Source organism: Streptomyces roseirectus, from assembly GCF_014489635.1.
GTDB classification, from domain to species: domain Bacteria; phylum Actinomycetota; class Actinomycetes; order Streptomycetales; family Streptomycetaceae; genus Streptomyces; species Streptomyces roseirectus.
Map to the genome: position 1 here is coordinate 9,738,575 of NZ_CP060828.1, position 21,010 is coordinate 9,759,584.

Genomic DNA, 21,010 nt, shown 5'->3' on the forward strand with positions numbered 1-21,010 from the left:
CGAGGCGGAGTTCCACGGCGGCACCGGACAGCAGACCGCCGCCGTGTGGCGGGCCGGCGTACGGGTGTGGGGACCCCGCCGGACCCCGGCACGCGTGGCCGATCAACCCCGCGCTCGCCCTGCCCGGCGTCGTCCCGGGCAGCGCCGAGGACGCCTTCCTGGCGGTGGGCCTCGGCTGGGAACAGGACCGGGACGGCTGGGAGTCGGCCGGACGGAGCGCCCGGTGGGCGGCGACCTGCGACGCGTGGCAGCGGGAACGGGACAAGGAGGTGCGCGCCGCCGAGGAGGCGGAGAAGCGCAGGCGGCTCTCCGGCGTCCCGGCGGCGCTGGACGGCAAGGAGATCATGGAGCTGCCGGCGCTGCCGCCGGGCCCGCTGATCGGCGCCGCCACCCGCCGTCTCCAGGAACTGCACCTCGAACGCGGGCCGCTGCCGCGGGACGAGGCCGTGCGCCTGCTGCGGAGGTGGGCCGCGGACGTCTGACCGCGCGGTGAGGTGGACTGCGGAGGGCCGAAGCAGCTCCCCGCCACCCCAGTGCCGGACCTGACGTACCGCGACCTCCCCGCGCTCCGGCGCTGTCCGAAGGGTTGACCCCGGTAGGTCGCGTCGTTAACTTGCGAAAGGTCTGCCACTTGGACGCTGTTCAGGGTACGGAACATGTCGGCGGCAACTCCCCTCGCGCAGAGCACATCCGTGTGCGGATGCCTGCGGAGGTGGGAGCGCTCCCAGAGCCAGGAGGAGGAGACGTGGCACAGAGTCGCAACGGGGTGAGCCGGAGGGGCGTGCTGGCGGCGATGGGGGCGCTGCCCGTGCTCGCCGCCACCGCGGGCGAGGCCGTCGCCGCGACCGCCGTCATCGACCCGTCGGTGAGCAGGCAGGTCATCCGGGGGTTCGGCGGGATGAACCACACCGCGTGGATCGGCGATCTGACGCCGGCGCAGCGGGAGACGGCGTTCGGGGCGGGGGACGGGCAGCTCGGGTTCTCGGTGCTGCGGATCCCCGTCCCGGAGGACCGCGCCGCGTGGAGCCGCGACCTGGCGACGGCGCAACGCGCGTCCGCGCTCGGGGCCACGGTCATCGCCTCGCCGTGGAACCCGCCCGCCTCGATGACCGAGACGTTCGTACGGGGCACCCAGACCGACGCGCGGCGGCTGCGGCACGACATGTACGGGGCGTACGCGCGGCACCTGGACGACTTCACCGTCCACATGCGCGACAACGGCGTGAACCTGTACGGGATCTCGGTGCAGAACGAACCGGACTACGCGCACGACTGGACGTGGTGGACGGCCGCCGAGCTGGTCCGCTTCCTGCGGGAGAACGCCGGCACGATCAGCACCAGGGTCATCGCGCCGGAGTCGTTCCAGTACCTGAAGAACATGTCGGACCCGATCCTGAACGACCCGGTGGCACTGGCCAACACGGACATCATCGGCGCCCACCTGTACGGCACCTCGCTCGGCAACTTCCCCTACCCCCTGTTCCGGCAGAAGGGCGCGGGCAAGGAGCTGTGGATGACGGAGGTCTACCACCCGAACAGCTCGGACTCGGCGGACCTGTGGCCCCAGGCGCTGGACGTGGGGGAGCACATCCACCACGCGATGGTCGACGCCGAGTTCCAGGCGTACGTCTGGTGGTACATCCGGCGCGGCTACGGACCCATGCGCGAGGACGGCCGGCTCAGCAAGCGCGGCGCGGCCATGGCCCACTTCGCGAGGTTCGTCCGCCCCGGCTACGTCCGGATCCAGGCGACGGCCAACCCGGTGGCGAACCTGTGGGTCTCCGCGTACCGGGGCGGCGGCTCCACGGTCGTCGTCGCCGTCAACAAGGGGACCGGCGCGGTGAGCCAGCAGTTCAGGCTGGTGAACAGCGCGCCGTCGGGCGTCTCGTCGTGGGTGACGGACGCGGGCCGCAACGTCGCGTCCCTCGGGACGGCCGGGGTGTCGAACGGGTCGTTCACGGCGACGCTGCCGGCGCGCAGCGCGATGACGTTCGTACTGCGCTGAGTCCCCCGGCCCGCCCCGGAATCGGCCACACCGTTTGGCCGAAGTGACAGTCTCAGCCGGACCCCGGGTCCCGGTAGCGTCACCCGTGCCAGTAGTGCACCATCCCCCCACTCAGGCCGCGAACCGGTGTGGAGGGCACCCGTCCCGACTCCGGTGACCTCCGCGCGTTCGCCGCCCATAGGAGGACCACGGTGAAACTTCGCACCAGGAACGCGGCGATCGTCGGCAGCCTCTGCCTCGTCGCCTCCCTCGCACTGACCACGGCGTCCGCCGACGCACAGGACGAACAGGCGGCGCAGGTCTCGCTGACCACCGTCGCCACGGCCGCGAGCCCGATCGCCGGCGCGGCCGGCCCCGGCGGCACGCTCTGGATCGCCGAACGCGCCGGAAAAGTACGCGTACTGAAGGACGGCGTGCTCGGCGCGCCCGTCCTCGACATCTCCGACCAGACGACCACCGACGTCGAGCGCGGCCTGCTCGGCATCGCGTTCGACAAGCGCTTCGCGCACTTCTATGTCTCCTACACCAACCTTGAAGGCACCAGCACCATCGACGAGTACGCCGTCCGCAACGGCCAGATCAGGCCGAACACGCGGCGCACCGTCCTCACCCAGACCCAGCCCTTCGCCAACCACAACGGCGGCGACATCCACTTCGGCCCCGACGGCTACCTCTACATCGCCTTCGGTGACGGCGGGTCCGGTGGCGACCCCCAGGGCAACGGCCAGAAACTCGACACGTTCCTCGGCAAGATCCTGCGCATCGACCCGCGCGGCGCCAGGCCGTACGCGGTCCCCCGGGACAACCCGTTCGTGCGCACGCCCGGCGCCAAAGGCGAGATCTGGGCGTACGGGCTGCGCAACCCCTGGCGGTTCTCCTTCGACTCCGCCAACGGCGACCTCCTCATCGGCGACGTCGGCCAGGACGCCTGGGAAGAGGTCGACTGGGCCCCGGCGCGCGACAAGGGCGGCGAGAACTACGGCTGGAACCAGATGGAGGGCAACCACCCCTACCTGGGCGGTACCGCGCCCGCCGACCACGTCCCGCCGGTTTACGAGTACGACCGCTCCGGCGCCGCCTGCTCCGTGACCGGCGGCTACGTCTACCGGGGCGAGGCCATCCCCGCTCTCAAGGGCAAGTACGTCTTCAGCGACGTCTGCGACAGCGGCCTCCAGGCCCTGACCATGAACAACGGCCAGGTGACCGGCGTCACCGACCTCGGCGCCGGCCTCGGCCGGGGCATCGCCTCCTTCGCCCAGGACGGCAAGGGCGAGCTGTACGTCCTCGACCTCCTGAACGGCGGCATCCTGCGCATCGACCCGGCGTGAGGCAACCACGCCGAGTCTGACCGACGGGCACCGGGGCGGGGGCCGCCCGGTGCCCGTCGGCATGGGTGCCGGCCATTGATTTCCCTGGTCAGGAGGGGGTGCCGATCAATTCGGGGCTGATCAAAGTGGTCCCTGCCCGGCCGGTTCCGCAGGAGGCGGACGGGTGATCAGGGCCTCCGGCGGTGCCCATCCCCACCGTCGCCGGGGGCCCTGGAGACCACTTGCACGCGGCCCGCGGACCTCCGCCGGCCACCTTCCCCAGGGAGCTGTATTCATGGACCGCGCACAGACCAAGCGCGCCGGACGTCGTCTCGGCCGGGCCGCCGGGGCGGTCGCGGCGCTCGCGTTCGGGGCGTCGCTGCTCGGCGCTCCGAACGCCGTGGCCGAGGACACGCCCAGCACCAGGCAGCTGCTCGACGCGTGCAGCTGGGCCGACCTCTGCGAGTTCCACCCGCAGAGCTACTGGACGTACGCGGGCCCCGCCCACCAGGTCGGCAGCACGGCCTTCAACTGCGGCAGCCAGACCAACCAGCACCGCATCGACTGGTCCGACACGACCGGCACCACCAACTCGGTCGGCGTCTCGGTCAGCGGCGGCGTGAAGTTCTTCGAGGTCTTCGAGGCCGAGATCCAGGCCACCTACGGCCACACCTGGCAGGCGTCGCACACCGAGAGCCAGGGCGAGACCGTCAACATCCCGCCGGGCTCCAAGGGCTGGGTCGAGCGCGGCACGCCCAAGCAGCAGGCCACCGGCTGGTACGAGATCCACTTCCGGACCCGCTACTACGGCCACTACATCTGGTACGTCCACGACTACAAGTCGTCCGGTTACTACGGCGGCGACGCCAAGCTGGGCTACGTCAACCACAAGGACGCCCGGATGAGCCAGACCGAGCGCAACCAGCACTGCCGCTGACCCGGTCCCGGTGCCGGCACCCGGCCCCGCGCGCGCGGCGGCGCGCGGGGCCGCGTGCCCCATCCCCCCTGCCCTCGCGGCTTCTCCGTACAGAACATCCGACAGAACAGAAGTGACCCGACCGATGACCCGACGCCCGCTGCGCACGGCCGCCCTCGCCCTCTGCTCGCTCCTGCTCGCCGGCTGCGGCGGCACGGCGGCGACCGGCACCACGGTGTCGTCGGGCGACCACCAGGGCCCGCTGGTGATCGGCAGCGACAACGCGCCGGAGAGCCGGATCGTGGCCGCGCTCTACGAGGCGACCCTGACCGGGGCCGGTGAGCCGGTCCAGACGGCCCTCACCCCCTACGCGACCCCCGCCGACAGCGCGCGTGCCGTCGTGCGGGGCGAGATCAGCCTCGCCCCCGCCTACGAGACCGCCCTGCTGCGGGCCATGCCCGGCGGCGGCACCCGGCCCGGCGACATGGCGGCGACGCTCAGCATGGCCCTGCCGCCCGGCGTCGTCGCGCTGCGCCCGGCCCGCGCCGAGCGCGGCGTGGTCCTGGCCGTCACCGAGGAGCTGGCCCACCGCCACGCCCTGCGCGGCCTGCCCGACCTGCGGCGCGCGGGCGCCCGTCTCACCCTGGGCGGCCCGGCGGCCGGTGACCCGGACGCCCCCTCGCCGGCCGCGCTGGCGAAGGCGTACGGCGTCACCTTCACGACGGCACCGAAGGCCGGCACCCCCGACGTCCTGGTCCTGCGCGGCACGGACCCCGTGATCGCCCGCCGGGGCCTGGTGGTGCTGGCCGACCCCGCGGCCGTCGTCCCGCCCGAACACGTCCTCCCGCTCGCCGACGCGGCGGGCGCGGGCCGGACCGCCAGGGACGCGCTCGGCCGGCTCGGTGCCCGGCTGACCACGACCGAGCTGGCCGCGCTCACGGCCCGCGTCGAGGCGGGCCAGTCACCCGCCGAGGCGGCCGCGGCATGGCTGCGGTCCCACGGACTCACCACCTGAGTTCCACCTACTTCAACACCAGCAGAAAGCAACCGTCCCCATGCGTACTCTCCTCAACAAGGTCACCGTGCCCGCGCTCGCGCTGGGCGCCCTGTGCGTCGGACTGGCGCTGCCCGGCACCGCCAGCGCCGACCAGGTCGACAGCGCGCAGCTCAAGGTCTGCAACAACAACTCGCGCCCGCTGAGATTCTTCCTCGTCGGCTACAACCAGTTCCACGACTGGACCGGCTCCCGCTTCTGGGACGTCCCGGCGAACGGCTGCACCACGGCCTGGGACTACTGGTGGCAGACGGACCGCTCGGTCGAGTTCCACTACGAGCGCTCCAACATCGGCTGGCACACGAAGTTCGTCTACATCCCCCGCCAGCGCGACGGCGGCACCTCGACGTACTCGATCAACTGACGGCCGGAGCGCCTTTGCCGACGGTTTGCCCACCTGTCACCTACCGGACATCCACACCCTTCACCGTCTGTGAAGAGGTCGCGCGCCATCCGGTCAAGAGCCTCACTCCCGTAAGGCTCGGACGTAGGCAGGACACGTGGCAGGCCGTCCAGAACTCCCCGTGGACCCCGAGGCCGGTCCCGTCCAGCGGCTCGCCCACACCCTGCGTGAACTGCGGCGGGCCGCCGGCGGACCGGCCTACCGGGCCATGGCGAAGACCGCGGGCTTCGCCGCGACGACCCTCTCCCAGGCGGCGGCCGGCGAACGCCTGCCTTCCTGGCCGGTCGTCGAGGGCTACGCCCGCGCCTGCGGAGCCGACCCCGCGCCCCTGGAACCCCTGTGGAAAGCGGCGCAGGAACGGGTCAGCCACGCCGTGCGCGAACCCGACGAGGACGAGCGCTCCCCGTACCGGGGACTGACCCGCTACGAGACCGACGACCGGGACCTGTTCTTCGGCCGGGACCGGGCAGTCGGCGAACTCAAACGCCTCGTGTGCGAACAGCGCCTCGCCGTCCTCTTCGGCGCCTCCGGCAGCGGCAAGTCCTCCCTGCTGCGCGCCGGCCTCATCCCCCACCTGCGCGAGGAGGCCGCCGCGTACGGCAGGCCCGCCGTCCTGCGCGTCCTCACCCCGGGACCCAGACCGGCCACCACCTACGGCCACCTCCTCACCCCCGCCGACGACGAACCGGAGAGCTGGGTCGTCGTCGACCAGTTCGAGGAAGTCTTCACCCTGTGCCGGGACACGGAGGAACGCACCCGGTTCATCGACCTGCTGCTCGCCGCCCGCGACCCGGACACCCGGCTGCGCGTCCTGATCGCCGTCCGCGCCGACTTCTACGCCCGCTGCGGCGAACACCGCCGCCTGGCCGACGAACTGTGCGGCGCCGGCCTGATGCTCGGCCCCCTGACGGCGGACGAACTGCGCGAGGTGATCGTCGGACCCGCGCGGCAGGCCGGACTGCTCGTCGAGCGAGAACTCACCGCACGCCTCGTCGAGGAGGTGAGCGGACGGCCCGAAGCGCTGCCCATGCTCTCCCACGCCCTCCTGGAGACCTGGCGCCGAAGACGCGGCCGCGCCCTGACCCTCGCCGCCTACGAGGCGGCCGGCGGAGTGCGCGGCGCCATCGCCGAGACCGCCGAGGAGCTGTACCGCGGCCTCACCCCCGCCCAGGCCCGCATCGCCCGGCACCTGCTGCTGCGCATGGTCGAACCCGGCCTCGGCGCCACCCCCGACACCCGCCGCCCGCTGCCGTGCGCCGAACTCGCCGAGCACACCAACCCGGACGTCCCGGTCGTCGTCGACCGGCTCACCCGCGCCCGGCTGCTCACCGCCGACCAGGACGGCGTCCAGCTCGCCCACGAGGCCCTGATCACCGGCTGGCCCCGGCTCACCGGCTGGGTCGAGGAGGACCGCGACCGGCTGCGCCACCGCTCCCGGCTCACCGAGGTCGCCCGCGCCTGGCACGAGCACGGCCGCGACCCCGGCGCCCTCTACCGGGGCACCGCGCTGGCCCGCGCCGAGGAACTGTTCCCCGACCACGACCTGCTGACCCGCACGGAACAGGCGTTCCTCACCGCCGCCCTCGACGCCCGCGACACCGAACGGCACTCCGCCGCCCGCGCCGCCCGCCGCCACCGACGACTCCTCACCACCCTGGCCGCCGTCCTCGCGACCGCCCTGGCCGTGGCGACCGTCGCCTGGTCCCAGCACCGCTCCGACGAGCGGCAGCGCGCCGCCATCGCCGCCCGCCGCGTGGCCGCCGTCGCCGACGCGCTGCGCACCACCGACCCCCGCTCCGCGCTCCTGCTCGGCGTCGCCGCCTGGCGCATCGCCCCGCTCCCCGAGACCCGCCGCGCCCTGCTCGGCTCGCTCGCCCAGCCCGAGGCGGACGCCTTCACCGACCCCGCCCCCGGCACCACCCCGCGCCGCTTCCTCCTCGACTCCGGCCGCACCCTGCTCAGCGTCACCGGCGGCCACTGGACGGCCTGGGACGTCGCCACCCACACCAGGACCAGGGGCGGCGCACTGCCCGACGGCGAGGCACTGGACGCCGGCACCGACGGCCGCGTCATCGCCGTCTCCCGACCCGAGGGCATCCGGCTGTGGGACACCCGCGCGGGCCGCTGGACGGGCGGCCCGGCACCCCTGCCGCTGTGGACGATCATCCGGCTCGGCCACGACGACGCGCTGGTCAGGGACACCGAGGACGGCCGGGTCCGGCTGCGCGCCGTCGGCGACGGGCGCGTCCTGTTCGAGATCCCCTCGCCCGGCGCCGCCGACCCCGTCCTCAGCACCGACGACCGCACGGCGGCGGTCTGCCCCGCCCATGGCGCCCCCCAGGTCTGGGACACCGCCGCCCGCCGCAGGCTCCCCGGCGCCTGGGAGCACGCCGCCGGCCTGTGCGACCCCGCCCCCGACGGGGACACGCCCACCACCGTGCACCTGGACCACGGCCGCCTCCTCGTCCTGACCGCCGACACCGTCCACGTCTGGGACGTCCGCACCGGCAAGGCCCTCGCCACCGTGAGCGACAGCGGCGTCTCCTACGCGTCCCTCAGCGCCGACGGCGCCTTCCTCGTGACCACCGACCCCGGCGAACTGCGCGTGTGGCGGCTGTCCGACCCCGACGCGCCGGTACTGCGTCACGGCCTCGACAACCAGAACCCCTACGACGGCCCCGCCTGGGACCCCGGCCGCCCTGCCCTGCGCTACCTGGAGGGCGGCACCGTCCACACCCTGGACGTCGCCGCGGCCGTCACCCCCGCCTGGCGGACCACTCCGCCCGACCAGGTCCTGCTGAGCCCCGACGGCACCACTGTCGCCACCGCCGAACGCACCGGCGGCCACTACACGTTCCGCCTCGCCTCCACCCGCGGCGGCGCCGCCCGTACCCTCCCCGCCCCACCGCTCCCGGTCGCCGCCGACCCCGCGGACATCGCGCCCCTGATGGCGTTCGACCCGCACGGCACGGCCTTCGCCTACGGGTTCTCCGCACATGGCCTGCCCACCACCGGCCAGCACCTCACCGTGTGGGACACCCGCCGCAGCCGCGTCCTGCACACCCTCGACCTCGCGCCCACCCCCGCCGAACCCATCGTCACTCTCGCCCTGGGCCCCGCGGGCCGCACCCTCCACCTCGTCCGCATCCAGCCCCCCGGCAACCTCGGGGCCGAGACCTGGGACACGGCAGGCAACCGCCGCACCCGCGCCGTCCCCGGCCTCGCCGGACCGGTCCTGGCCGTCAGCCCCGACGGCCGGCTCCTCGTCGGCGACAACGAGGTGACCCTCCTGCCCGCCGGCCCCCCGACCGACCGCGACCTCGTCCTCGGCGAGGAGATCAGCGCCCTCGCCTTCGGCGCCGACGGCACACAGCTCGCCGCGGGCGCCGCCACCGGCCGCGTCGCCCTGTGGGACGGACAGCTGTGGCAACGCGCAGGCATCCTGCGCAACGCCTTCCCGCCGTCGCTCGGCGGCACCCCGGAATCCGTCAGCGCGCTCGCCCTCAGCCCCGACGGCACCACCCTCGCCGTCGGCGGCAGCACCGGCACCCTCCAGCTCTGGGACACCCGCACCCAGCAGCCCCTCGGCTCCCCCCTCACCACCCCCGGCGACGCCGTGCGGACCCTCGCCTTCAGCCGCGACGGCGCCACCCTGTACGCGGGCAGCACACACGTCCCCGTCCAGCGCTACACCGTCGACCCGGACCGGGCGGTCCACGAGGTCTGCGCACGGGCCGGCGGTACCGGACTGACCCCGGAGCGCTGGCGGGCGTACATCCCCGACGCCCCCTACCGGAGCCTGTGCGACTGAACCGCGTTTTGCGAAGGGTTTAATTCCGGTAAGCGGCCTCTCCACGCCCCGGAATTTCCCCGAAGATTCTTTTATCGCCGATCAAGAGGGGACCAGCTCCCACGCAATGGAGATCACCTTCCGGCCTGCCCACAGTATTGCGGAGCGCCGGGCGGGTCGCTACGCTGAGCGCTCCCCGTGGGGAGGGTCCGCTGTGAGAGCACAGGGTGAATTATCGCCGCTCTCCTGGTTTATTCGGAGACGGGACTTTCGATTATTCTGGACGGCCGGCGCGATAGACGGACTCGGCTCTCACGCGTCCGTCCTCGTTCTTCCCCTGGTATTGCTGGGGGCCGGATATCCGCCGGGCCTCGTGGGAATGCTCGCGTCCACGGCGATGGTGAGCGGCCTCGTGGCCTCCCCGTTCGCCGGCGTCCTCGCCGACCGCCTGCCCCGCAAACCCCTGATGATCTGCTCCGCGCTCGTCTCGAGCGCCGCCATGGCGACGGTGTGCGCCGCCGTGGCGTGGGGCGAGACCGTCTTCGCCCACCTGCTCGCCGCCGCCGTCACCGAACAGGTCGCGAGCGCCTGCTACACGGCCGCCGCCCACGGTACGATCCGCCGGCTCGTCCCGCCCGCCGACTACCCCCGCGCGATCGGCAGCCTCCAGGCCCGTGACCAGGCCACCCAGATCGCCGGTCCCGCCCTCGGCGGCGTCCTCTACCAGACGGCCCGCTGGGTCCCCTTCCTCGCCGACGCCCTCTCCTTCCTCCTGTCCGCCGTCCACGTCCGCGCGATGCGCGCCGACCTGACGCCCGAACGCGACGGCCCGCCCGCCTCGTTCACCGCCGACCTGGCCCGGGGCGTGCGGTTCGTGTGGACCGACGGGTTCCTGCGCTTCGTCATGCTGTGGACCGCCGGGCTCAACGCCGTGCTCGGCGCCCTCTACTACCACGCCGTCTTCAGCGCCCAGGCGCGCGGCGCCAGCGCCTCCTCCATCGGCCTGATCCTCACCGTCTCCGGCGTCGGCGGACTCGCCGGGGCGCTCGCCGCGCCCTGGCTGGTGCGGCGCCTGCCCGGCGCGCTGGTCGTCACGGCCGCCTCCTGGGCCATGGTGCCGATGGCCGCAGGTCTCGCGTTCACCACCACGACCTGGGGATACGGGCTGCTGCTCGCCACCGTCACCTGCGCCGCGCCGTCCGTCGTCATCGTCCTGCACGCGCGCGCCGTCCTCGTCGTGCCCGACGCCCTCCAGGCCCGCGTCGGCACCGTGCTGGGCACGGCCGGCGAAGGGCTCGCCGCTCTCGCGCCCCTCGCCGCCGGCGTCCTGGTCTCCGCGTACGGCGGCCGGACCGTGGGGCTCGGCTGCGCGGGTGCCCTGAGCCTGCTGGCGCTGTACGCGACCCGCGGCGCGACCCACCTGCGCGGCGACGGCCCCGACGGCACACCGGAGGCGCCCCGCCTTTCCGCGCCCGAGGGGAGCGCGCGGTGACCGGGCGCGGCTACGGCGTCTACCGGCCCGTCCTGCCGGCGGTCTGCCCCACCGACCCCGGCCGGATGGCCTACGCGGGCGACGCCGACGGCCGGTGCGAGATCTTCGCCTGGGACAACGCCACCGCCGTCCCCCGCCAGGTGACCGACCGCCCCCACGGCACCCTGCTGCACGCCATCGACGCCGACGCGGCGATCTGGTGGTTCGACGAGGACCGCCGGGGCCACGGACACTGGCGGGTCCAGGACTTCACCGGCGGCCCGCACACCCTGGCGCTCCCCGGCGCCGCCCCCGGCCGCCCGCGCGGCCTGGCCATGACCGACACCGGGCTCGTGGCCGCCGGGCTCGGCGACCCCGACGGACTGCGCGTCCACCTCGGCCGGCGCGGCGGCCCCCACACCCTCGCGCTGCGCGCCGGCCCCGACACCCGGCTGAGCGACCTCGCCCCGCACGGCGACCTCCTCGCCGTCTCGGGCCCCGCCCACGCCCCGCACGCGGTCACCCTCGCCACCCCCGACGGCACCACCCTCGCCACCCTCCCCGGCACCGAGGGCCGCCTCTGGGCCCTCGGCTTCCGCCCCAACGCCGCCGAACCCCGGCTGCTGGTCATGTGCGAACGCGACGGCCGCTACCGCCTCGGCACCTGGCGCCCGCGGCGGGGGATCGAGCTGTACCCGTGGTGCGCGTTCGACACCGAGACCACCGCCCGCTGGTACCCGGACGGCGACCGGATCCTGCTCCGCCAGGACCGCCACGGCCGCAGCCGCCTGTTCACCGCCGACCCCGCCCGCCACACCGTCACCGCCCTGCCCGTCCCCGCCGGCAGCGTCCTCGACGCCGCCCCGCGCGCCGACGGCGACGTCCACTACCTCTGGACCGACGCCGTCACCCCGCCCCGCGTCCGGTCACTGTCGGGCACGCGGCTGCCGGGCGCGGACGGCTGGCCGCTGCCCCCCTTCGGCCGCCACCGCGACCTGTGGACGCCCGGACCCGACGGCCCCGTCCACACCCTGCTCACCCTCCCCGCCGACCGGACCCCGCCCCACCCGCTGGTGTTCCTCGTCCACGGCGGCCCCGCCGACCACGACCGCGACGCCTACCATCCCATGGTCCACTCCCTCGCCGGCTCCGGGTTCGCCGTGGCCCGGGTCAACTACCGGGGCTCCACCGGATACGGGCCCGCCTGGCGCGCCGCCCACTCCGACGGCGTCGGCCACACCCAGGTCGCCGACCTGGTCCGGGTCCGCGCCGACCTGCTGCGCCGGGGCGTCGGCCGCGCGGGCGCCGTCGGTCTGTGCGGCACCTCCTGGGGCGGCTACCTCGTCCTCCTCGCCCTCGGGACACACCCGGCGCTGTGGGACGCCGGGGTCGCCGTCAAACCCGTCGCCGACTGCGCGACCGCCTTCCGCCACGCCACCCCGGCGCTGCGGGCCGTGGACACCGCCCTGTTCGGCGGCACCCCCGACCAGGTGCCCGAACGGTACGCGCGCGCCTCGCCCACGACGTACGCGCGCGAGGTCCGCGCGCCCCTGCTCGTCGTCGCCGCCCGCAACGACGTCAAGTGCCCGCCCGAGCAGATCGAGGTGTACCTCGCCGCACTGCGCGCGGGCGCCATCCGTCACGAGGCGGTGTGGCTGGATTCGGGACACGACGGCTATGACGGCGCCGAACACGTCGCCGTCATGGAACGGTCCCTGCGCTTCCTCGACCGCGGCCTCACCGCCGCCCCCGACGTCCCGGCCGCGCAGTGAGCCGGGGTGAACAGCACCATGACCCAGCCCGTCCGATCGACAGAAAGGGGGTGTATGTCATGCAGAAGGACATCTTTCACGACGACCCGCTGGAGGACACCGACGAGAACCGCGCTGTCGGAGTCGGCGTAGTCGTGCGGTTCCGCAACGCGGACGAGCAGGAGCACGAGGAGCAGTAGCACCACCGGGGGCCGGCCCGCGCTGAGCCCGCGGACCGGCCCCCGCCCGGCCGCCCGAACCCGACCCGTGAAAAGAGGCAAGCCGTGCGCGTACTCCTGGTGAACATGCCCTGGGCGCCGATCGATCTCCCGTCGCTCGCCCTCGGAATTCTCAAGCACGGCGTCGACGAACACGTTCCCGGCGGCCGGGCCGAGGTCATGCACGCCAACATCGATTTCGTGGACTGGGTGACGGAACGGACCGAATTCTCTCTGGGGGACTACGGTTACTACTCGCTCGCCTCCTATTTCCTCGGCTGCGGCGACTGGGTTTTCTCCTCCGCCCTCTACGACGACCCCCGGTGGCGGATCACGGAATTCACCGAGGCCATGAACGACCGGCTGTCCCGCGAACGGATGGCGATGACGCTGGAACTGCACCGGGCGGCCCCCGAATTCGTCCGCCACATCGCCGAACGCGTCGTCTCCCTCGCCCCGGACGTCGTCGGCTTCACCTCCACCTTCCAGCAGAACACCGCCGCCCTCGCCGCCGCCCGGCACGTCAAACGCCTCGCCCCCGAGATCGTGACCGTCATGGGCGGCGCCAACTGCGACGGCGCCCAGGGCGAGGCCGTGCACCGCAACTTCCCCTTCGTCGACCACGTCGTGCGCGGCGAGGGCGAGGCGTCCTTCCCCGCCCTGCTCAGGGCCCTCGACGGGGACGGCGACCTCGCCGACGTCCCCGGGCTGTGCCGGCGCGGCGCGGACGGCGCCTCCACGGCGAACGCCATGAGCACGACGCCGCTGCCGCCCGCCGCGATCCTCTCGCCCGACTACACCGGGTACTTCGAACGGCTCGCGGCCTCCGCCGCCCGCTCGTGGGTGGAACCGAAACTCGTCGTCGAGGGCGCGCGCGGATGCTGGTGGGGCGAGAAGCACCACTGCACGTTCTGCGGGCTCAACGGCTCGTTCATGCAGTTCCGCAGCAAGGACCCCGGCGCCTTCTTCGACGAGATCGTCGACCTCGTGCGCCGGCACCGGATCCTCGACATGTACGTCGTCGACAACATCCTCGACATGGGCTACCTCTCCTCGCTGCTGCCGAGGATCATCGAGAGCGGCCTCGACCTGCGCATGCACTACGAGATCAAGTCGAACATGCGCAGCGGCCAGCTCCAGACCCTCGCCGACGCGGGCCTCATCTACGTCCAGCCCGGCATCGAGAGCCTGAGCAGCCGGGTGCTCGGCCTGATGGACAAGGGCGTCACCGGCTGCCAGAACGTCCGCATGATGCGGGACGGCGCCGCCGCCGGCCTCTCGGTGGTGTGGAACTACCTCCACGGGTTCCCCGGCGAGGACGCCGAGGACTACGACGAGGTGACGGTCCAGCTCCCCGCCCTCGAACACCTCCACCCGCCGGTCGAGGAGTCCGCCAGGATCGCCATCGAACGCTTCAGCCCCTACTTCAACAACCCCGGCCTCGGCTTCTCGGACCTGCGGCCCGCCGAACCGTACCGGCTCATCTACGACCTGCCCGAACCCGAGATGTTCGACCTCGCCTACGTCTTCGACGTACCGCCGCGCGGCGTCGGCGAGGACGTCGTGGAACGCCTCAACGCGGCGATCAGGCAGTGGAAGCGGTCCTACGCCGGCAGCCGGCTCACCTACTGCGACCTCGGCGACCGCATCGTCCTCGTCAGCGTCCGGCGCGCTTTCGACTGGCATGTCCGGGAACTGACCTCGCCCGTCGACGTCGCCCTGTTCCGCCTCCTCGACCAGCCCCACTCGGTGGCGGCGGCCGTCCGCAAACTCCGCGCCGGGCACGGCGAGCCGGCCGGGGACGGCGAGGTGCGGGAGATCCTGCGGCGCTGGCGGGAACTGGGGCTGGTCTTCGAGAACGGGGGACACGTGGTGCAGGTCGCGGTGCCCGGCGTCAACGAGGAGCTGCTGCGGATGCACGCGCTGCGGCAGCCCACGGCGCAGGAACCGGCACCGGCACCGGCGTGAACGCGCGGGTCGCCGAAGTTGAGGCCGAAGAGACCGAAGTTGGCACAGCCGAAGTCGAAACGGCCGCGGCCGAAGCCGTCGAAGCCGAAGCCGCCAAGTCGCAGCAGCCGCCCGAGGAGATCCGACGATGACCGCAGCACCCGCCCCCGCCCCGCCGTACGCCTTCACGGTGACGGCCTGGCGCGACCACGACGCCGCCGCGAACGCGCTCCCGGGCATGCGCCTCGACCCGCGGACCGTCGACGGCGCCGGCGGCGAGGCCGCGCGACGGCTGTTCGACGCCGGGGCCCGCCGCGTCGCCCTGCCCCGCCCCGTCGACCTCACCGACGAGTCCGACGCCGCCTGGACGGTCCGCGCGCTGAGCTTCGTCGGAGACCTCACCAGCCTCGCCGTCGCCGTCGACTGGCAGGTGCGGCCCGCGCCCGGAGCCGACACCTGGATCCCCCTCAGCCACCTCCACCCCCCGACGGCGCTCCTCGGCGCGCCGGACGCGGACGCGGCGCTGCGGCGCTGGCGGGACGGCTACTACATCTGCAAGTGCGTCTACCGGCAGGGACCCGGATTCATCCAGGTCCGCGACCGCCGCCGAGGTGAACTGCGCCGGTTCACCATCGACGAGCCCGAATACCGGGCGGCGATCGGCCTCCTCGCCGACGGAGCCCCGATCGCCGCCCTCCCCACCGCCGTCACCGACGACTTCCTCCAGGAGGAGCTGGCCGCGCGCGTCGGGGAGTTCCTGTGGTGGATGCCCTACCGCGTCCGCAGGTGGTCACAGGCGCCGAGGGTGATCTGACCGGTTGTCCCGTGTGGTCGAAGCGCTTCGACGAAATGCTTCACCGGTGAAGGAAGTGTGCGTTCCTGTGTGAAGCCTTGCTGTTCAGACATCCCATTAATACGGTCTGCGGACGCAAGCGCTTCGACAGTGCCCATCTGAGCCGTCCTTGGAGGCACACATGAGAGGGCAACCCCGCACACCCGTCAACCGCCAACCGGCCGGGATCGGCCGGTTGGCCGTGATCGTCGCCGTCATCGCCGGATTCCTGAGCTTCGCCTCCCCGGCGCAGGCCCAGGTGTACTCCACCTGTGACCGGTGGGGTCAGTACACCCAGGGCACCTGGACGGTCTACAACAACATCTGGGGCGAGAACCACGGCCCGCAGTGCCTGACCGTCGACAGCATCAAGTCCTGGCACGCCGACGCCCAGCACTCCGGCGGCGGGATCAAGTCCTACCCGAACACCTCGGTCCGCCCCCAGACGCCGCTGGCCCAGCTGAACTCGGCGGGCTTCTGGTACAGCACGTCGTCGGCTCCCGTCGGCGGCAGCGATCACTGGAACTGGACGAGCGACCTCTGGTCGACCGGCAACCAGGACGAGATCATGGTCTTCACCAGCTGGTCGGGCGGAACGGCAGGCGGCTGGGGACGGCAGATCGCGTCCGACGTGACCATCGGCGGCATCCGGTACGCGTCGGTCTGGCAGGCCGACCCCGGCTGGAACGTCCTCCAGCTCATCCCCGCCCAGCAGACCGACACCGGCAGCATCGACGCCGCGGCGGTCTGGCGCTGGGCCGCGTCGCGGAACCTCCTGCGCAACACCACCTTCGACACGATGCAGTTCGGCCTGGAGATCACCTCGACCAGCGGCGTGCAGAAGCGATACGCGCTGAACGCCTACAGCGCCTGGTGGAGCAACACCTCCGGCGGCGGATCGAGCATCTAGCCGCGCCATACACATCACGCGCACCCCGCGGTCGGGCGGGGTGTGCGTGTCAGTCCAGCAGGGCGGCCGTGAACACCTCGCGGTGTGCCCTCAGCCACTTCTCGATGCGGTCCCAGCGCTGCCAGCCGCCGCGTTCGGACAGGGCCCGCGTGTAGACGGGGTCCCCGTCGGCCACCCGGCCGGCGACGAACGCCCGGCAGGACGCGGTGGCCTCCTCGATGACGGCGGGCAACTCGGCGCGCTCCTGCGGGGAGAGGCCGTACCCGTCGGCGAGGATCCGCAGCCGCGCCGGGACGTCCAGCCCCGGGGGATGAAGCACCGCCGCGGACGTGGGATCGAGCATGGGCACCCAGTAGCGGGCGGTCATGGCGACGTCCCACACGGCCCGCCCGGGAGCCGCCAGATCGAAGTCGATCAGCGCCACCGCACGGCCGTCACGGAAGACGACGTTCTCCGGGCACACGTCGTTGTGACACAGCACCGTCCCTCCCGCCGGATCGGCCATCGACCGGGGCCAGTCGGCGTCCGGATCCACCGGCACGCCCGCTCCCGCCTCATGCAGCCGCCGCAACAGACCGTTCCTTAATCAGTGAGCAGGAGTGATTCTTGGAGCCAAACCTGTCTACTGCGGACATCCCGAACGGTTTTGGGTGTCCTGGTCTCCCGCGTTCGCTCCGCTTCCGGCGGCACGCATCCTGTGCGTGATCCGGGAATGCGGGGGCGGGTTTCCTCACGCTCTCGTACGCCTGGTCCGGCCTGGGCGGTCCGATGCCCCGCAGCATCGCTCTGGTGCTGCGGGGGCGGTGCCGTCCGTCGCCGGATCGGGTGCCCGAGGGCGCGTCGCCCGATCGCGATACCTGCGGCATCGTGCCGGGACATCTCTCTCTTCTTGCTGGTCAGCGGCTTGCGCCAGTGCTCGTCACCCCACATCGACGTGTACGCCGGATCGACGGCGACGATCGACAGGCCCTGTTCGGCTGCCATAGAGACGAGCCGGGCTTTGAGTCTGCCGGTGGGGATGCCGGAGATGAGCTGCCGGAACTTCTTCTTCCGGCCGTGCTTCTCGCGGGTCTTCTCGGCGGTGAAGTCCAGGTTCTCCAGGCCGACTGCCTTGACGCCGCACCGTGTTGCCCAGTGCAGCAGTCGGCTGATGGCGTGCCGGATCTGGGCGTCGCGGTAGTCGGCGGTGCCGGTCAGGTCGTAGAAGAACCGCTTGGGGGCACCGATGGGGTTGCCGTGGACGTCGAGGCGGTAGGCGGCGAAGTGGTCGGCGTTGGTGTCCACACCGACCATTCCGGCGGCGCGGGCCGTCTCCAGCGGGATCGTCTTGACCGGCGGGATTGCCCACGACGCGGTGAGGTACCAGCGGCCCTTTGCCGCGTTTAGGTGGATGCGGTAGGCCACGGCCCGGTTCGCTCCGATGCGGCCCTGCCACTCGGCGCCCCGGTGCTGGAAGGCGATCGTGGAGGCGAGGACGTACCGGCCATTTTTCGCGTTGGCCAGGTGAGCCAGCGGTGCGGGCAGCTTGATGCTGACCTCGCCGTCCGGAGTGACGCGGATCGTCTCGTTCCCGTACCGCTTACCGGACTCGCCGTCAGCGGCGAGGAACCAGCGCTCCGCCTCCCACCGCTCACGCCATTCGGCCTCGGTGAGCTGCGCGGCGGCCAGGTTGTGACGGGTGTTGAGGAGGCGTCGGCCGCCGCGTACGACGTGCACGACACCGGCCTCCCGTTCAGCGCGGGCAACGTCCAGGCGGTGTTTCAGCACATGCAGACGGCGCGACTTCTGGAACCACTCGGCCTTGGAGCGGTAGCCGCCCGGGGCGCGCTTGGTGCCCTTGTCTCCAAGCGGCTGGGACAGGCGGTGCGTGAGCGTGCGCACACCGGCCTCCAGGCCCTGGATGTGGGCGAGCTGGCAACGCCGGGACAGCGCCCACTGGTCGTGGGTGGCCTTGGTGATCGCACCGGCCCAGCGGGACGACGAGCCGGCTGTCAGGCCCTGCTTCCGGACTGCCCACGAATCGCTGTTGTGGTCCAGGCCGTCAGCGCAGCGGGCCTTGAGGTCCAGCGAGGCGAGGTGGCCAAGGTGTCCGCCGACCAGCCGCAACACCTTGTCGTCCTCGGCGCTGAGGTTCTTGAGGCGGTCGCGTATCGCCACCCCGGATGGGCCGGGCACGACGAACGGTGCCTCGATGGTGCGGAGCTTCTTCTTCGGCTCAGCCATCGGCAGCCGCCGCTTCGAGAGCCTTCCTCGCCCGGTTCTTCGCCGACCGGCGCCCGTACAGGCGGGCACAGAACGACGTCAGTACCTCCACCATGTCACGGACCAGGTCGTCCTCAACCTCGCCGTCATCGAGCACGACGAGCCGGCGACCGTGCGCAGACAGGGCAGCCTCGACAAGTTCGGTGTTCATGCGGCCGAGCCGGTCTTTGTGCTCCACCACGACCGTGGTCACTTCCGGATCCGCCAGCAGGCGACGGGCCTTGGAACGGCAGCCGTTCATCCCGGAACCGATCTCGGCCTCAACACGGACGACCCGGTGACCGGCCTTCGCCGCCCACGCCGACAAGCGGGCGACCTGGCGCTCCAAGTCTGCCTTCTGGTCATGGGACGAGACACGGGCATACAGGCCCAGGCCGCCGACGTCTTCGGCAGTGGTGGCCGCGTCCACGTTCACCAGGATCGTGCGCGGCCCCACACGCTGAGCAGGCACCGGCAACGTCCCCTCCCGAAACCACTTGTACGCGGTTTGCGGGTGGACGCCCTGCGCACGTGCCCACTCAGTCAGATTCACGACATGACCGTAACACTCACTCATTCATGCTTACACTCACTCAATCGACCTAAGAGGCAAACAGTTGACACCCCCCGACCGACCTCAACGCGCCCCCGCTCATCGCCCACCCCGGAAACGGCGGAAGAGCGACCTCACCGGGAACGAAGCTCATCCGCTCCCGCCCGTCCGAGGTGAACCCCACCGGCATGGGCGCCCCGTCGAACCCGCCCTCCGCGAGCCCACGAAGATACGCGTGCAGCGCACCCCCGGCCCGCGGCCCCGGCCGCTCCACCACCTCCCCCCACCGAACCACCGCCCCCGCATGAGCCATCCCCCCGACCAACACTTCCCCGTCTGCCGCCATACCGATCACGCTACCGCCGGACCGCCCGGGGACGGGACGGTCCCGGTATGCGCTTGAGCGTTGCGTTCGGCAGCGGCATGCCACCAGCGGGGCGGCGCCGGGCCGACGACCTCGGCGGTGGGCCGGCCGGGATGCAGTCCGAGCCGCCGGAGCGCGTCGGCCCGGACGCGGACGTCGAACCAGCCGTGCCAGTGGCCGTCCGCACTGATGCCGCAGGCGAGTCCCCAGCGGATCTCGTCCGGCCCGAAGGGCATCCAGTCGATGCCGCGCTCACGCAGTCAAGCGCGCACGGCGGCCATCGGCCGGGGACGGCCCGGCAGGTTCTCGTAGGCCGCGACGGTGATCCAGCCGACGCTCGGCGTGTCCATGGGATCCATGCTCCCGGGGCTCCGGCTCCGCCCGCAAGGGACCGCAGGTGAACGACGTGATCAGGCGGTGTCGCGGTCGGTGTCGGCGGCCATGCCCAGCTGGGCGATCGCCGAAGTCATGTGCGCGTGCAGGATCTGCTGGGCCGCGGCGGCGTCGCCGCGGGCGATCGCGTCGGTGATGGGTTCGTGGGCGGTGGGGGACATGGCGGACTCACGGTGTTCGGCGGCCGCGCTCATGATGACGACGCGCATGGGGCCTTCGAGTTGGCGCCAGGTCTTCAGGAGGACGGAGTTGCCGGAGAGTTCGCACAGGAGGAGGTGGAAGCCGAGGTCGGCCTCGACCTTGGCCGCGAGGTCCGCGCCGGTGGAGAAGGCGTCCTGGAGCTGGGCGAGGGCCTGGCGGAGGGCGTCGGCGGCTTCCTGCCTGCGGGGGGACGCGATGATCTGGGCGAGCGCCAGTCCTTCCAGCGCCTCCCGGACCTGGAAGAGTTCCCGGACCTCGGTGGGGGTGAGCCGGGAGACCCGGAGCATGCCGCGCGCGCCGGGCGTGACCAGCCCCTCCTGCTGGAGGTGGCGGAGCGCTTCGCGGACCGTGCCGCGGCTCACCGACAGGTGCTCGGCGATCTCCACCTCGCCGAGATGGTCGCCGGGGCGGTACTGCCCGGTGATGATGGCCGTCCGCAGCGCGTCGAGCGCGCGCTCCCGGAGGGTGGTCGAGCGGGTGAGACTGGACAACGCCTGACCGGGCACGGTCGAACCCTCCTTCAAACCGACGAGTGATCAGGGTAGCCCCCCGACCGTGTCGTCTGTTGACAGTCGGCAATTTCCGGCTGATCTCCGCCGCATGGCTTGACACACCCCGCCCTCACGCTCAGCATCAACTCTCGACTGTCAACAG

Annotated in this window: 17 protein-coding genes and 2 pseudogenes; 13 read left to right on the forward strand and 6 right to left on the reverse strand. The window is 72.6% G+C overall.

What is annotated here, in order from left to right:
• Positions 1 to 164: 164 nt before the first annotated feature.
• The 13 genes from IAG44_RS44060 to IAG44_RS42010 all read left to right on the forward strand — a co-directional run bounded on the left by IAG44_RS44060 (position 165) and on the right by IAG44_RS42010 (position 16,604).
• Entirely contained in the window at positions 165 to 482 is a 318-nt protein-coding gene (locus tag IAG44_RS44060) for a hypothetical protein (RefSeq protein WP_246563089.1), read from the forward strand.
• A gap of 311 nt (positions 483 to 793) precedes the next feature.
• The gene (gene xynC, locus IAG44_RS41960) at positions 794 to 2,005 is read left to right on the forward strand and encodes a glucuronoarabinoxylan endo-1,4-beta-xylanase XynC (protein WP_187753121.1); all 1,212 of its coding nucleotides are present in this window, start codon (positions 794 to 796) and stop codon (positions 2,003 to 2,005) included.
• Between the two features lie 191 nt (positions 2,006 to 2,196).
• Positions 2,197 to 3,333 carry a PQQ-dependent sugar dehydrogenase gene (locus IAG44_RS41965; RefSeq protein ID WP_187752251.1) on the forward strand — a complete coding sequence of 379 codons (1,137 nt, stop codon included), beginning with the start codon at positions 2,197 to 2,199 and terminating at the stop codon, positions 3,331 to 3,333.
• Between the two features lie 274 nt (positions 3,334 to 3,607).
• Positions 3,608 to 4,249 carry a hypothetical protein gene (locus IAG44_RS41970; RefSeq protein WP_187752252.1) on the forward strand — a complete coding sequence of 214 codons (642 nt, stop codon included), beginning with the start codon at positions 3,608 to 3,610 and terminating at the stop codon, positions 4,247 to 4,249.
• Positions 4,250 to 4,373: 124 nt separating this feature from the next.
• Positions 4,374 to 5,243 carry a glycine betaine ABC transporter substrate-binding protein gene (locus IAG44_RS41975; protein ID WP_187752253.1) on the forward strand — a complete coding sequence of 290 codons (870 nt, stop codon included), beginning with the start codon at positions 4,374 to 4,376 and terminating at the stop codon, positions 5,241 to 5,243.
• 40 nt (positions 5,244 to 5,283) lie between these two features.
• Positions 5,284 to 5,646, forward strand: a complete 363-nt coding sequence (locus IAG44_RS41980) for a hypothetical protein (RefSeq protein ID WP_187752254.1) — start codon at positions 5,284 to 5,286, stop codon at positions 5,644 to 5,646.
• A gap of 136 nt (positions 5,647 to 5,782) precedes the next feature.
• Positions 5,783 to 9,496, forward strand: coding sequence for an nSTAND1 domain-containing NTPase (locus IAG44_RS41985; RefSeq protein WP_187752255.1), 3,714 nt, complete (start codon positions 5,783 to 5,785; stop codon positions 9,494 to 9,496).
• Between the two features lie 193 nt (positions 9,497 to 9,689).
• Complete coding sequence (locus IAG44_RS41990) at positions 9,690 to 10,967, forward strand: MFS transporter (protein WP_246563126.1); 1,278 nt, start codon at positions 9,690 to 9,692, stop codon at positions 10,965 to 10,967.
• Entirely contained in the window at positions 10,964 to 12,718 is a 1,755-nt protein-coding gene (locus IAG44_RS41995) for a S9 family peptidase (RefSeq protein WP_187752257.1), read from the forward strand. The genes IAG44_RS41990 and IAG44_RS41995 overlap by 4 nt, the downstream gene beginning before the upstream one ends.
• 263 nt (positions 12,719 to 12,981) lie before the next feature.
• Positions 12,982 to 14,883: a RiPP maturation radical SAM C-methyltransferase gene (locus IAG44_RS42000; protein WP_187752258.1), complete on the forward strand. Its 1,902-nt coding sequence runs from the start codon at positions 12,982 to 12,984 to the stop codon at positions 14,881 to 14,883.
• Positions 14,880 to 15,014 (forward strand): hypothetical protein, encoded by a 135-nt coding sequence (locus IAG44_RS44435; protein ID WP_281404330.1) that lies wholly within the window; start codon positions 14,880 to 14,882, stop codon positions 15,012 to 15,014. The genes IAG44_RS42000 and IAG44_RS44435 overlap by 4 nt, the downstream gene beginning before the upstream one ends.
• On the forward strand, positions 15,011 to 15,676 hold the full coding sequence (locus tag IAG44_RS42005) for a DUF5825 family protein (protein ID WP_187752259.1): 666 nt from the start codon (positions 15,011 to 15,013) through the stop codon (positions 15,674 to 15,676). Before IAG44_RS44435 ends, IAG44_RS42005 begins: the two co-directional genes overlap by 4 nt.
• Positions 15,677 to 15,836: 160 nt before the next feature.
• Positions 15,837 to 16,604 carry a glycoside hydrolase family 12 protein gene (locus tag IAG44_RS42010; RefSeq protein ID WP_187752260.1) on the forward strand — a complete coding sequence of 256 codons (768 nt, stop codon included), beginning with the start codon at positions 15,837 to 15,839 and terminating at the stop codon, positions 16,602 to 16,604.
• Positions 16,605 to 16,653: 49 nt separating this feature from the next.
• Here the strand turns inward: IAG44_RS42010 and IAG44_RS42015 are convergent.
• The 6 genes and pseudogenes from IAG44_RS42015 to IAG44_RS42035 form a co-directional block, all read right to left on the reverse strand.
• A pseudogene (locus tag IAG44_RS42015) lies at positions 16,654 to 17,178 on the reverse strand (phosphotransferase); the annotation flags it as partial.
• A gap of 8 nt (positions 17,179 to 17,186) precedes the next feature.
• Positions 17,187 to 18,827 carry a transposase gene (locus IAG44_RS42020; RefSeq protein WP_246563160.1) on the reverse strand — a complete coding sequence of 547 codons (1,641 nt, stop codon included), beginning with the start codon at positions 18,825 to 18,827 and terminating at the stop codon, positions 17,187 to 17,189.
• Complete coding sequence (locus IAG44_RS42025; protein ID WP_187752261.1) at positions 18,820 to 19,398, reverse strand: IS607 family transposase; 579 nt, start codon at positions 19,396 to 19,398, stop codon at positions 18,820 to 18,822. Before IAG44_RS42025 ends, IAG44_RS42020 begins: the two co-directional genes overlap by 8 nt.
• 73 nt (positions 19,399 to 19,471) lie before the next feature.
• Positions 19,472 to 19,744, reverse strand: a pseudogene (locus tag IAG44_RS44065) (aminoglycoside phosphotransferase family protein); the annotation flags it as partial.
• A gap of 5 nt (positions 19,745 to 19,749) precedes the next feature.
• On the reverse strand, positions 19,750 to 19,998 hold the full coding sequence (locus tag IAG44_RS42030; RefSeq protein WP_187752262.1) for a hypothetical protein: 249 nt from the start codon (positions 19,996 to 19,998) through the stop codon (positions 19,750 to 19,752).
• A 174-nt stretch (positions 19,999 to 20,172) separates the two neighbouring features.
• Positions 20,173 to 20,862 (reverse strand): GntR family transcriptional regulator, encoded by a 690-nt coding sequence (locus IAG44_RS42035; RefSeq protein WP_187752263.1) that lies wholly within the window; start codon positions 20,860 to 20,862, stop codon positions 20,173 to 20,175.
• Positions 20,863 to 21,010 lie beyond the last annotated feature (148 nt).

Coding starts and splice junctions, on each gene's coding strand:
- IAG44_RS42010 (WP_187752260.1), top strand. CDS start 15,837: ATGAGAGGGCAACCCCGCACACCCGTCAACCGCCAACCGGCCGGGATC.
- IAG44_RS42030 (WP_187752262.1), bottom strand. CDS start 19,998: ATGCCCTTCGGGCCGGACGAGATCCGCTGGGGACTCGCCTGCGGCATC.
- xynC (WP_187753121.1), top strand. CDS start 794: ATGGGGGCGCTGCCCGTGCTCGCCGCCACCGCGGGCGAGGCCGTCGCC.
- IAG44_RS41970 (WP_187752252.1), top strand. CDS start 3,608: ATGGACCGCGCACAGACCAAGCGCGCCGGACGTCGTCTCGGCCGGGCC.
- IAG44_RS41980 (WP_187752254.1), top strand. CDS start 5,284: ATGCGTACTCTCCTCAACAAGGTCACCGTGCCCGCGCTCGCGCTGGGC.
- IAG44_RS42005 (WP_187752259.1), top strand. CDS start 15,011: ATGACCGCAGCACCCGCCCCCGCCCCGCCGTACGCCTTCACGGTGACG.
- IAG44_RS41975 (WP_187752253.1), top strand. CDS start 4,374: ATGACCCGACGCCCGCTGCGCACGGCCGCCCTCGCCCTCTGCTCGCTC.
- IAG44_RS42020 (WP_246563160.1), bottom strand. CDS start 18,827: ATGGCTGAGCCGAAGAAGAAGCTCCGCACCATCGAGGCACCGTTCGTC.